The organism is Geoalkalibacter ferrihydriticus DSM 17813 (genome assembly GCF_000820505.1).
In the GTDB taxonomy this organism is placed as follows: domain Bacteria; phylum Desulfobacterota; class Desulfuromonadia; order Desulfuromonadales; family Geoalkalibacteraceae; genus Geoalkalibacter; species Geoalkalibacter ferrihydriticus.
Window position 1 is genome coordinate 247,471 of the sequence record NZ_JWJD01000003.1, and the last position, 12,235, is coordinate 259,705.

Genomic DNA, 12,235 nt, shown 5'->3' on the forward strand with positions numbered 1-12,235 from the left:
GGATTACGGGCGAAAGAAAACCCCTGCCGGGTGGAGATCCCTGTCGTCTTTTTGGAGGTCGAAAAGTTCGGCTATCAGGCTTTCGGTCAAAACGGCGTGTGGCGCCCCCTGGGCGATCAGGGCTCCTTCCTTCAACGCCAGCAAACGATCAAAACGCCGGGCCGCAGCCATGTCATGCAGGGACATGAGAACCGTCACTCCGGCGGTTTCGGTAATTGCGCGCAAAAGCCTGAGCAGCTCGGCCTGAAATTTGAGATCCAAACCCGCCAGGGGTTCGTCGAGAAGCAGGCATCGAGCACCCTGCACCAGGGTCATGGCAATGAAGGCGCGCCGCAGTTCACCACCGCTTAATTGGCCCAAATGGGCCTGCTCTTTGTGCTCGAGGCCGACGATGCGCAGAGCTTTCTGCGGCGCAAGAGGTGGCATGTCGGAGCAGGGATAGGTTCCCATGCGCACAAGTTCGGCGACGCGAAAGGGCAGATGGACATCAAGGTTTTGAGGCAGGTAGGCCAGGCGGCCTGCCCTCTGCCGGTCACTGAGAGATGCAAGGGGGCGGCCGTCGAGTAGGATTTTCCCGGCCCAGGGCTTGAGCAGACCCGCGGCCAGTCGCAGGGCCGTCGATTTGCCCGCGCCGTTGGCTCCGATGAGGCCGATCAACTCGCCCGGCGTGGCTTTAAAAGAGAGATCTTCGATAAAGGTGTCCCCACCGAATCCGAAGCACACCTGCTCAAAGACCAACAGTGCTTCGGCCTGCCTGTCGTTTCTAAAGTCCATAGCCCTTTTTCCGCAGAATGATCAGAAAGCAGGGGGCCCCGATCAGGGCCGCAATGACACCCGCCGGAATTTCCAGCGGCGCAGCAAGGGTGCGCCCGGCGCCGTCAGCCAGACACAGGAGCGCACCGCCGACCAGGGCTGCGGCCGGCACGCTGATGCGTGCGTCGGATCCGACCCAATGACGGACGGCATGAGGCACCAGCAGACCGATAAAGCCGACCGTGCCTCCCAGGGAAATGGCGGCGGCGGTCATCAGCGACGCGGCGATGAACAGCAGCAGCCGCTCTCTACCCGGTGAGAAGCCGAGCCCGTGGGCGATCTCGTCCCCTAGGGTCAAGGCATTGAGACCTTTGGCGCGAATCAGGGCGAGAGTCAAGCCTGCGGCGATGAGGACGGCGCCGGCAGGAACCAGCCTCCAATCAGCCATGGAGAGATCTCCCGACATCCACAAAATCGCCCGCTTGAGTCCGTCGTTGCTCGAAACGGTCATGACGAGCAGAAGCAGGGCCGAGAAGAAAAAGCCTATGCCTATGCCGCCCAACAGCAAGCGATCGGGTCTGAGCCCCTGGGGGCTGCGACCCAGGGCGGCGACCGCGACGCAGGTGAGCAGTGCTCCACCAAAGGCCAGAATGGGCACCGGCAGGGGCAGGGAGGTTGCCGTCATCAACCCGAATGCCGCAGCCAGAGCCGCGCCGCTCGATATTCCCAGAACATAGGGGTCGGCCAGAGGGTTTCGAAACACTCCCTGGAGGATGGCGCCCGAGGCCCCGAGGGCCGCTCCCATGAGAAAGGCGACGAAAGCGCGGGGCAGGCGCAGGGCGACAAGGATATGCCAGTCTTGGGGCCTTATGTCCAGGGGATTGATGAAACGCGGCCCGCTCAGCACCGATAAAAGCGTGACGAGCAGCACGGCCCCGGCCAATGCGGCTGTTTTGGCTGGGCTCATGGGGGTGCGTGCTCCCGTCGTTCGCTGAGGGCGTGGAACAAATCGGTGATGCCTTCGGCAATCCGTGGCCCGGCGCGGTACAGGGCGTCGTCGACGAAAATGAGGCAATCTTCCCGAATCGCCCCAAGACTGCCGAGGCGCTGCATGAGTCCATCAGCGAGGGACGCCGTGGCTCCTTGGCCCTGACCGAAAATAATCACGTCGGGCTTGCGGCGCAGAACCTCCTCGACGGAAAAGCGAGGGTAGTTGACCCCGGTGCCTGCGGCGATATTGTCAAATCCCAGGAGTGTGAGCGTATCGTCGACAAGGGTATCGGTTCCGGCGACGATAAGGGGCTCGGGCCAGATGACGAATAACGCACGCTTGCGGTCAATTGTTGAGACGGTTTCGCCTGCTTGGGCATGGCGCAGAATGGTGTGTTCCAGGTTCTGCGCCAGATGCTCTGCCGCAACCGCGGCTTGGAGAACCTTACCCAGGTCGCGGATTCCCTGGGGGATATTTTCCATGCGCCGGGCGGTGAAAACATGGGTCTTTACGCCGAGGCTTTGGAGCCGCAGCGCCACCTCACGCGGATTGCCATCCGTGGATAAAACGACCATGTCCGGCTTAAGAGCCAGAATCGCCTCCAGGGATGGGTTGGACATGCCGCCCACCTGGGTTCGGTTGCGCGCCTGCAGCGGCCGGTCGCAGAAAGACGTGACGCCCACCACCTGCTCGCCGAGTTCCAGGGCAAAAAGAATTTCGGTCATGGCTGGAGCCAGAGAGACGATGCGCTGCGGCGCAGCGGCCTGGAGTGGCGCGCAGAGAAGCACGAAGGCCGCGCACAGGTAGGCTGTGCGCAGCACACCGGCGCCAAATCTGCTATTTTTTCTGATGTTTTTTCCCATCAGAAGCCTGCCTTTAGGCCGCCGAAGGCGGCGAAGCCCGGCGTGCCGAAATCGCCGGCCACCTCATAACTCTTGTCAAAAAGATTGTCGATGCGGGCAAAGACGCTCAGTGACCTGGTCAGGGTGTAGGCGCTCCGCAGATTGACGAGTCCGTAGGCTGAGAGGTCGCGCCCGATGAAGGGGTCGAGCCTTCTGGAAACATAAATGTGCTCCACTCCCAGACTCAGTGCGGCGAAAGTGTATTCCACGGACGACACCACTTTGGAACGCGGACGCAAGGCTAGGCGCGATTGGGTGTCAACGTCGAGGGCATCAAGCCAGGTATAGGAGCTTTTGATCAGCACGGCGTCCATAGGTCTTGCCATGGCTGTCAATTCCAGCCCCTTGACGCGCGCCCGGCCGATATTGTCCGCCGTGAAGGTGGCGAAGTTGGTTTGGATGAGATTGCGGTAGCGCTGCTGAAACCAGGTAGCGCCCAGGGTGAGACGTCCGGCGAAAAAATCCTGTTCAATGCCCACATCCCAGGCCGAACTTTTCTCCGGCTTAAGGTTGGGGTTGCCGTAAAAAGGATAGAACAGTTCGTTGAGAGAGGGCGCGCGAAAGCCGCTGCCGTGGTTGGCTCTGATGCGCAGATCCCGGGGGCGAAAATGGTAAAGCGCCCCGATGCGGTAGGTGAGCTCGTCGCCGAAGGTTTCATGTTTGTCGTAACGCAACCCCGCGTCGAGGATCAGGTTTTCATCCAAAAGCCGCAGTTTGGTGTTGGCATAGCCGGCTTTGTTGTCCACCGCCTCATCGAAGACATCTTTGTTTTCAGCGGCTTCGCGCCGATAGGCGAATCCTCCGCTGAGAGTCAGCCGGTCGAGATCCAGAACGTGCTGCCAATCAAGCTGGTGGGTGGTGGTATTGATGCGGGCATTGTTCCATAAGGTGTCTGGGTCTTCGGATTTCAGCCGTTGTCCTGCCAGGGACAAGCCCAGCGTCTGTTCATAATTGTCCAGAAGAAAAATCTCGCCCCTGAGGGCGACTAGATAGTCGTCGCGCTTCTGGATCCAGTTCAGGGCGTCCACCATTCCCACGCCCGCTTCGAAGCCGTCGAGCTCGGAACGGTCGTGGACGTAGCGCAGGTTGAGATCGAGGCCAGTGCGGGCCGATGGGGCAAAACCCAGCCTCGCGGAAAGCGTGGTGTTTGTATAGGCGTCCGGCTCCGTGCCGCTGCGTGCTGCGGAGATGCCCTGGGTGTCGAGCCAAGTGGCACTGAACCGGTAATCATGGCGATCTGTGCCGCCTGAGAGAGATCCCGACGCCTTGCGTGTGGAAAACGAGCCGGCCTCCACAAGGAGGGCTGTCTTGGGTGGTCCGACTACCTTGCGTGTAATGATGTTGACGACGCCGGCCATGGCTTCCGAGCCGTAGAGAGTGCTTTGCGGTCCCTTGAGGATTTCGATCCGCTCGATATCGTCGGTAAGAAGTCCGCCGAGGTCCGCCGCGCCGGTGGAAGGACTGTTCACCCGCACGCCGTCGACCAGCACCAGCACCTGGCGGCCGTTGCCGCCGCGTAGTAACAAGGTAGCGTTTTTTCCGGCTCCGCCGTTTTGCACCAAGAAAAGGTCCGATTGGGTTTGAAGCAGCTCGGTGACGAAGGAAGTTCCTCGTCTCTCGATCTCATCGCGGGAGATGACCGTCAGGGATTGAGGTACGTCGGCCCGCGGCTCGTCCCATCGGGAGGCTGTGACGACGATTTCCGGAAGATTGAAAGTCTGGGCTTGGGCCAAAGCCGGGGTGGAGAAAGACAGGACGAACAACAGGCGGATGATGCCCTTGAGCATGGATTAACCTCCCTCGAAGTTGTCGGACGGCGCGGTATTCCGGCTCAGGGCGACCTACTGACCCGCCTTCCCAGGAGAAATCCCAGTGGCTGTACCCATGCGATCAATGCGTGGGTGGGTGTTCGTTCCCATTACGGCTGCGGGGCAGCGGGGGCTTTGCACCCCTCTTCCTCACATCCGTCCGTTTTAAAAATTGATTGAAACTTGATTTTTCCCTCGGGAAATCCGGGGGACTTCTGTTGATAATCAATTTGCCGGCTACTGTCAATGGAGGGGATCGATTTTTTCCGTCTTTAAGCCGCGGGGCGGAAATGGATTCGCGGGCTTCGTCAGAGACAAAAAAACGAACATCCGAGATCCGGAAAAGTTGATCGTAATTTTTCATCCTTGCCAAAATTGAAGCAAAGACCGTCGTTGGTTAAAATTCCAAAGATTTCATAAAAATCTTTGGAATTTTATTCCCCCATGATCAGCGGGCGAGAAGGGCGAGCTCCTGAAGAAGAAAATGGCCGATCTCAAGGAAAATTTGATATCTTCAAATGCATAGGCCTTACCCCACGGTTGTGCGCTTCCTGCTTAACTTGTCCGTACACTGCACGGTTTTGCCCTTGTTCTGATTTTGGCGCGGCCAGGAGCCAGGCTGAACAGTAGCGACGCATAATGAAAGGCTCTCATGGAGACCGAAAAAGCTTCAAAAAAAGAAATCTTCGGCTGGGCGATGTTCGACTTCGCCAACCAGGGTTATACCCTGCTCATCATCACCGTATTTTTCGGTGATATCTTCACCCGCATCATCGTCGGCGATGCCGAAAACGATTACCGGTTGGGCAATCTGCTGTGGAGCATCGCCCTGTCCCTCAGCTATCTGCTGGTGGTCTTTACCGGCCCGGTGTTCGGCGCCATCATGGATTTTACCGCCACGCGCAAGCGTTTTCTTTTTGCCAGCTATCTGCTCACCGTCTTTGCCACGGCTGCGCTGTATTTCGTCGCACCGGGCTATGTACTGCTCGGCATGGTGCTACTGATTGTTTCCAACTACGCCTATGCCATTGGCGAGTCCTTCATCGCGAGCTTTCTGCCCGATCTCGGGCGTCCCGAGGATTTGGGCAAGATTTCCGGATTCGGCTGGGCCCTCGGTTATGTGGGCGGCTTGGTGGCCACTGCCTTTGCCCTGCTGTTTCTGGGCGAGGTCAGTGAGGAAAACTTCTCGCGCATTCGCTGGGTCGGCCCCTTCGCCGCTGGTTTTTTCCTGGTGGCGGCGATCCCCACTTTTCTCTGGCTCAATGAGCGCGGTCGCCCGCGGCGCCTGAAAAAATCGAACACCTATCTCGCCCTGGGGTTGCGCCGGGCATGGCGGACTTGCAAGGGACTGAGAGAATTTCGTGATCTGGCGATTCTCATGGGATCGATCTTTTTTGCCATGTGCGGCATCTATATCATTATCGCCTTCACCTTCATTTATGGCGCCCAGGTGATTGCCTGGGATGAGCATGTGCGGGTGCTGATGTTTGTGGTAGTGCAGATCACCGCCACTCTTGGCGCGCTGGGTTTCGGTTTTCTGCAGGACCGCATCGGTGCCAAGCTGACCTACGCCCTGGCCCTGGCTTTGTGGATTGTCGCCATCACTTTGATCTACCTGACCCCGGCTCTGGCTGCCTGGGGGCAGGATAGCTTCGGGGTGGAGTGGCAGGCGCAGTATGTCTTTCTCGTCGTCGGCGTTTTCGCCGGTACCTGTCTAGGGTCTACCCAATCGGGCGGCCGGGCGCTGGTCGGGCTGCTTTCGCCCAAGCGCAAGGCGGCCGAGTTGTTCGGTTTCTGGGGGTTGTTCAGCAAGGCTGCCGCAATCGTCGGTCTGATCGGCATCGGTTTGCTGCAGGCCGCCTTTGGTCTGCAGGCGTCCATACTGTTCTGTGTTGTTCTATTCGGTCTGGCGCTGCTGGTGGTGCTGGGCGTCGATGAGGCGCGCGGCCGTAAGCGGGCACAGGAGAAACGGCATCAGGAGTGAAAAATGAGTTTATTTAAAGACCATTTTTCCGCAGCAGCCGATAATTTACTTTATTGCTTAAGAGTGTCCCTCCTTCCTGTTGCGGGCCGTCTTTATTTCATCATGGAATGGGAGATCAAATGATGGGCGCGAGTACAGCTTTCGTGGCGCTGGCGGCTCTTTTCTGGGGGTTATCCGGCGGGATCGGCGGAATTCTTATGGCCGATGGCTGGGATGCGTTCGTCGTTTCATTCTACCGGGGCATGATCGGACTGCTGTGCGTCCTCGTCTGGCTAATGCTGCGCCCGCAGGGCAGTGGCCTGGCAAATCGCCGGTTATGGTTCTGGTCGGCGATTGCCGGTCTCGGCGTCGCCGGCAACTTCTCGTTCTATTTCGTGAGCATAGGGCAGGGAAGTGTCGCGGTTGCGGCTACGTTGATGTACTGCGCCCCCGTGTTCGTGTATCTCGTGTCATTCGCTCTCAAACTTGAAAGACCGACCGCGCTGAAGTGGGCCGCGATCGCGGTGGTGATGCTTGGCATCGTGTTGCTGACACAGATTTACGACATCGGTGCGAGCGGCGTCACGGCGATGGGGGTGGGCGCCGGGCTGCTTTCCGGGCTGTCCTACGCGATATTCATTTTCGGCTTCAAGTATGCGGCGCCGCACGGCAGCCCGCAGGCGATTCTCTCAATAGCGTTTGCGGTCCTTGCCCTCATCCTGATCTGGCCGGGTGATGCCGACCAGATGGTTGCAGCCCTGACCACACCGGATTGGCCGTTGTTCGCGGCGCTGGGTGTGTTCGGCGCGGGATTGTCGTTTGTTCTTTATATCATCGGCCTGAATCATACTGCCCCGGCCGTGGCCTCAATTGTGGCAATGGTCGAACCGGTCACCGCGTCGCTGTTCGGCGTCGTGGTTTTAAACGAAAACCTGGTTGTTCCGCAAATTTTGGGTATGGGGCTGATATTGGTCACAGTGACCGCGCTGAGTGTAAATTCGAGAACCGCACAGCCACCTGCCGATTTAACCTCTCGCTGATTGTTATTGCATGAACTGCTCAGTCGGGTATATGTCGGCTGTTTGCAAACGACTTTGCGAGGCAATGGTGGGGGGGGCGAAACGATAAATCTGCCCCTTATGTCGCCTGAGCTTCAAAAAGGCTGTTCAGTCAGAAAAATAGCGTCCGCAACCGCGCAGGGTTTCTGCGTTGATCCGCAATTCCGCGGAGGTCTGGAAGAGTTCGCCGCTCATGGTGTCGCGGCAAGGTTCGCGGCGCACACGCAGTTCGGCGCGAGTCTGGTTTGTCTCACCGATAAAGTATTGCGTGTCGCTCATCTCATCGCGGATTTGGCGGGTCGTCGGGAAACGCAGTTCGTGGCGACCATAATCGAGCAGCAAGCGCATGCCCGCGGCCTCCCCCCGGTCGAGCTCAACAACCCAGCCCGGTTCCTGACCGACCCCACGAAATCTAACGCCGCGACGGCGCGCCTCCGCCCAAGGAGAAGGCGCCTCGGTGCCCTTGCATTCCAGCGATGCGCCACCCTCCAGGCTCAGCAGAGCCTCTTTTTGCCCCTTGTCCCAGAATTCATTGCCGACTTCATCGGCGTAACGTGCCCCGGACGCTGCAACCACCGGCGCAAGCCGCAGATCGCCCCGCGGCAGTACTAGAATCATCATATCGCCATCGGCAAGCGCCGCGATGCGCAGATCGCCGCACTGGTAAGCCTGGCCTGCAGGTTGTGCAGGCTCCGGTAGAGTTTCCCGGCTGCTGTGGTGCGAGAGATTCTGGCAGGCCGAGAAGATAAGGATTGTTGGAAGGAGGAGAATCGGATAGGGGCGCACGGTAGAACCTCCAAAAAAAATTTTGCCCAAGGAAAAGTTTTTCCTGGATAAATTAAAGGTTAATGGTTAAAAGGATTGTGAACTGGAAATGTAAAAAGGGGAGGTGCAGGCGGAAATTTTTCCATCCCTGTTGATGATCTGAAATTCTTCGCGCAAAAGGAGGATGTCATGGCAAAAAGTTTAAAATTCTGGGCTATGAGTTGTCTGCTGTGGGTGATGACCATTTCTTCCGCGCAGGCGGCACCGTTTCTGTTCGAATATCGCTTCAACGTCAACGGTACCTTTTATGGCAACTACTTTGATGAGCCGCTGGATACTCTCCCGAGCTATTTTGATGTATCTGGTTTTGATTTTACTACCGGCTTGGGTACGATCGACATCCGCTTTTTTCCTGGTGTCGCGGGGAATTATTACATTTCGGCTTTTTTTGACCATGAAATCGACGAACAGCGGAACACATTTTTTAACGAGTATGCGGAGGTGAGTGGAACGCCAGCTCCAGGTCAGACCTATGAGGTCGACGAGCCGGGTTACGAGTTCGGCGATATCTACGACAACTTTTTCGCCGGTACCCTGGACAATACAAATGCCATTTCAATTGCTGAATTTCCCGCAGGCGAGGACGTTTCTTTAGCCCTGGCGTGGGATTTCTCGCTGCTGGCGGGTGAGTTTGCCGTTATTCAGTTCATTCTCAGTGAAAACCGCCCGACGTCAGGTTTTTTTCTGACCCATGCCGATCCGGACAGCGAATACGAATTTTACGCGTCCAGTACTCTGGACGTGATTCCTGAGCCGTCCACCCTGGTCTTGGTTGTTTTCGGCCTCGCTGGCTTGGTGGCCTGGAGTCGTTGCCGCAACGTGACTAAATAGAATCGTAAAAGCAAACTTGATTAAACAATCCGCCGGTCAGGCGCGGGCGATATTCTATCCACGCCAGGGCGGCGAAAGTTCTATACTGCTCTTCGTGAAAAAGAAAAAGGGGTCAGCAGAATTTCTGCGACCCCTTGTTTTCTTTTGGTGGAGCTAGGCGGGATCGAACCGCCGACCTCTTGAATGCCATTCAAGCGCTCTCCCAGCTGAGCTATAGCCCCTCAAACGAGGCCTGTTTATAGCAAAAGCCCTAAGGCCGAGTCAACAAAATTTTTCGGTGCCCTGATTCTTTGCCGTCGGCAAAATGAAAACCGCGATTCCTGCCTGATTCTGCCGCCGAATGATTTTAGGACAATAGGGGATGGCCTTTATTGGGGAGAAAAGAGATCGAAATTGTCTTGAAATTAAGAAGGTTTTTTTGTTTTGACACGGGTCGGAAGCTATGCTAATTACTCGCCATGTAATTTTCTAATGAGTCTATGCGGGCTCTTGTGCCAGATTCGAGGGGATTTTGAATGGTTGTTTTTTTATTGATTTAACCTGGGGGGGACCTGCCGCCGTTAATCGGCGTTATCCGCACACAACTCCCGTTTAACCTGTCAAATCACTCACGTTTGCTTTGTCATTGGAATTTTTTTCTCCCGACGGTTTTTTCAGTCGTCGCGGGACGTTCTATGTCTTGAGGGGGTACCAGTTATGGTCCCGAAAAAAAAGCCTGTGTCCAGGCGTGCGGCCGCCGCGTCGACGGCACTCCCGTCTCAATTGCCGATATCGCAGAAGCGCGCCGCCGCCCGGATTCCCGCGCAAGCCCTGATCGTGGGGCTGGCGCGCATGATCGAGGGGCTGCGTTGCTTTGCCGATGAGTTCGGCCTGGCCCAGCGCCGCGTTCTCGGCAGTGCCTGGGAGGAGTTTCAGGGTCGTTGCGCCGAAGACGTATTGCGTGCCTGGCTGCGCGACGAGGACGAAGGTGCGCAGCGCATTCAGCGCTTGTTTGACGACCTCATGGGCCATCAGATGGCGCTTCTCAGCGGCGTGGAGGGCGTGGCGCGCGAAGCCGCCGCGCACTTCAACCCGCGCCAAGTTGAGCAGGGTACGCCGCGCCTGCTGGGGATGCGCCCGGGCGCTTGGCGCAACTACTGCCGTTATTACCGGGAACTGACCGCCAACGATCATCATCTTCACCGCACCCTGGTTCTGCCCGGGTTCGTCACCGCCTATGTCCGGGCTCGCGAGGCGCGTCGCGAGTCTGCGTCAATCGCGTCCCCGGGCTTGCCCCCGTCCTCGAGGAGTTAATTTTATGTTGCGCGTTTTTTTTCTGCTTCTCTGTACCTTGCTGGTATCGGCAAATCTGGTGGGCTGCGCCGATCCTCAGGTGCGGGTCGGTTTGTCTTCGACCGCCAATCTCAATCTCAACGATTTCGACGAGCCGCTGCCGGTGGTGGTACGTGTCTATCAGCTCAATGACGACGCGGATTTTCTCAAGGCCGATTTCTCCGATCTGTGGAAGGACGATCTGAAGGCACTGGGCAATTCGTTGTTGACCCGCGACGAGGTGGTGATGAACCCCGCCGCGCAGATGGTGCTGGAATATCCGCGCCATGATCAGACGCGCTTCGTGGCGGTGATGGGTGTGTTCCGCAAGCCGGGAGAAAACAGTTGGCGCGATATTCAACCCGTGGCGGACGGATTTATTTCCGGACGCTTCGCCAGCAAGGTGAGGGTTCATTTCAAAGGCAATACACTGGAAATGGTCGACTGAGATGAACATGGATGGTTTGCGTAAGATTGTCTGGGCTGAAGGCGTTTTTCTCGGCCAGCAGCACTTCCAGCAATGGGACCGCTATCAGGAAATGGTGCAGGGGCTCTTCGCCCGTAGCCTCAATCCACTCACCTGGGGGCTGCTTGAGCTGCGAATCGATCCCCCGGCTCTGGAGAATGGGCGTTTACGCGTGGAGCGCTGTCTGGCCCTGCTGCCTGATGCTCGCCTGGTCTACTATGACGCAGGCGTCGACCCGCCCCTGATGTGTGAACTCGGCGGGCGCGGGGGCGAGAGCTTTGAGGTGTATCTGTGCTTGCCCGGAAATCGTCAGGTGAACGGAATTTCCGGCTATTCCGGCAAGAGCCATCTGTGCGCCTGGCAGGCGGATTACCGCGAAGTAGCCGATGAGTACGATGGAGGCCGTAGCCGCGAAGTGCTGCTCGCGCGGCCCAACCTGTTGCTGTTGAGCGCGGATCAACCCCGCGACGCCTTTACCGCCTTGCCCATCGCGCGGGTGCTCAACGAGGGTGACGGCACCTATCGGCTGCTGCCCGAATTCATCCCGCCGGTGGCGCGCATCGGGGCGTCGGCACGTCTTGGGTCACTGCTGAGCGGCATGGTGGAAATCGTCGGTGCGCGGCTGCGCGCTCTAAACGAACGCAAGAACGCTTTTGGGGGGGGCGCCGGGGAATTCGCCCAGGCCGATCCACTGAATTTTCACCTGCTTCAGATTCTCTCGGGCGCCTGGCCGCTGTTGCAGCATTTCCAGCACAATCCCGAGCTTCACCCCGAGTTTCTGTATCGCAGCCTGGTCCCGGTGCTGGGCAGCCTCAAGGCATTTGCCGGTGGCGACAGCGGCGAAATCCCTGGTTATCGGCATGAAGCCTTGGAATCGGTGTTTCCTCCGTTGACCGCGCTCCTGGAAAAGCTGATGGATGTACAGACCCGGCAACGCAGTGCCGCGGTGCTTCTCGAACGCGAAAATGAATGTCTGTGGCGGGCCGAGGGGCTTGCTCCCGATCTGTTGCAGCGGGCGACCTTTTTTCTCGAAGTCGATCATGGGGGCGACGATCCCAACTGGATTAGCGATTTCGCGCGTCAGGTCAAGGTCGGGCCGCGTAGCGGCATCGAACTCATGGTGGCTTCGGCCCTGCCGGGGGTGCGCCTGGTGCATACCCAGCGGCCCCCCGCGCAGATGCCGGTGCGCAGCGGCTGCGAATATTTCCGCCTGGAGTCGCGCGGCGACTTCTGGAACAAGATGGTCGATGAAGGATCGGTCGCGGTGTTTGTGTCCCACCCCTTTGCGCAAGCGGCGGTGGCTTTGGTGAGCGTGCAGGAGTAAGCG

Annotated in this window: 11 protein-coding genes, 1 tRNA gene and 1 riboswitch; of the genes, 6 read left to right on the top strand and 6 right to left on the bottom strand. The window is 58.1% G+C overall.

The genetic code is table 11. The features are described from left to right. Window positions 1-3: 3 nt before the first annotated feature. From GFER_RS10065 to GFER_RS10080, 4 genes are read right to left on the bottom strand one after another with little or no spacing between them, the layout of a single operon-like run. Window positions 4-774 carry an ABC transporter ATP-binding protein gene (locus GFER_RS10065; protein ID WP_052446272.1) on the bottom strand — a complete coding sequence of 257 codons (771 nt, stop codon included), beginning with the start codon at window positions 772-774 and terminating at the stop codon, window positions 4-6. Then, window positions 764-1,720, bottom strand: a complete 957-nt coding sequence (locus GFER_RS10070; RefSeq protein ID WP_040099128.1) for a FecCD family ABC transporter permease — start codon at window positions 1,718-1,720, stop codon at window positions 764-766. Before GFER_RS10070 ends, GFER_RS10065 begins: the two co-directional genes overlap by 11 nt. Then, window positions 1,717-2,607: an ABC transporter substrate-binding protein gene (locus tag GFER_RS10075; RefSeq protein WP_040099130.1), complete on the bottom strand. Its 891-nt coding sequence runs from the start codon at window positions 2,605-2,607 to the stop codon at window positions 1,717-1,719. The genes GFER_RS10070 and GFER_RS10075 overlap by 4 nt, the downstream gene beginning before the upstream one ends. Beyond that, a complete protein-coding gene (locus GFER_RS10080; RefSeq protein ID WP_040099133.1) occupies window positions 2,607-4,433 on the bottom strand; it encodes a TonB-dependent receptor plug domain-containing protein in 1,827 nt (608 codons plus the stop codon). Before GFER_RS10080 ends, GFER_RS10075 begins: the two co-directional genes overlap by 1 nt. A gap of 34 nt (window positions 4,434-4,467) precedes the next feature. Beyond that, window positions 4,468-4,604, bottom strand: a riboswitch (cobalamin riboswitch). A gap of 502 nt (window positions 4,605-5,106) precedes the next feature. Between GFER_RS10080 and GFER_RS10085 the strand changes: the two genes are divergently transcribed. Further along, entirely contained in the window at window positions 5,107-6,438 is a 1,332-nt protein-coding gene (locus GFER_RS10085; protein ID WP_040099135.1) for an MFS transporter, read from the top strand. A gap of 119 nt (window positions 6,439-6,557) precedes the next feature. Then, window positions 6,558-7,457 carry a DMT family transporter gene (locus GFER_RS10090; protein ID WP_200889313.1) on the top strand — a complete coding sequence of 300 codons (900 nt, stop codon included), beginning with the start codon at window positions 6,558-6,560 and terminating at the stop codon, window positions 7,455-7,457. Between the two features lie 126 nt (window positions 7,458-7,583). Here GFER_RS10090 and GFER_RS10095 read toward each other — a convergent pair whose 3' ends face one another. Further along, window positions 7,584-8,291, bottom strand: a complete 708-nt coding sequence (locus GFER_RS10095) for an MliC family protein (protein ID WP_052446273.1) — start codon at window positions 8,289-8,291, stop codon at window positions 7,584-7,586. Between the two features lie 138 nt (window positions 8,292-8,429). Between GFER_RS10095 and GFER_RS17745 the strand changes: the two genes are divergently transcribed. Beyond that, window positions 8,430-9,131, top strand: coding sequence for a PEP-CTERM sorting domain-containing protein (locus tag GFER_RS17745; protein WP_052446274.1), 702 nt, complete (start codon window positions 8,430-8,432; stop codon window positions 9,129-9,131). A gap of 145 nt (window positions 9,132-9,276) precedes the next feature. Here the strand turns inward: GFER_RS17745 and GFER_RS10105 are convergent. Next, window positions 9,277-9,352, bottom strand: a tRNA-Ala gene (locus GFER_RS10105). Between the two features lie 475 nt (window positions 9,353-9,827). On the opposite strand from GFER_RS10105, the gene GFER_RS10110 reads away from it, so the two are divergent. The 3 genes from GFER_RS10110 to tssK are packed head-to-tail and all read left to right on the top strand — an operon-like array spanning window position 9,828 to window position 12,232. Beyond that, window positions 9,828-10,424, top strand: a complete 597-nt coding sequence (locus tag GFER_RS10110; protein ID WP_139172071.1) for a type VI secretion system-associated FHA domain protein — start codon at window positions 9,828-9,830, stop codon at window positions 10,422-10,424. A 4-nt stretch (window positions 10,425-10,428) separates the two neighbouring features. After that, window positions 10,429-10,890, top strand: a complete 462-nt coding sequence (gene tssJ, locus GFER_RS10115; RefSeq protein ID WP_040099139.1) for a type VI secretion system lipoprotein TssJ — start codon at window positions 10,429-10,431, stop codon at window positions 10,888-10,890. Window positions 10,891-10,897: 7 nt separating this feature from the next. Beyond that, window positions 10,898-12,232 (top strand): type VI secretion system baseplate subunit TssK, encoded by a 1,335-nt coding sequence (tssK, locus tag GFER_RS10120; protein ID WP_161807402.1) that lies wholly within the window; start codon window positions 10,898-10,900, stop codon window positions 12,230-12,232. Window positions 12,233-12,235: the final 3 nt, after the last annotated feature.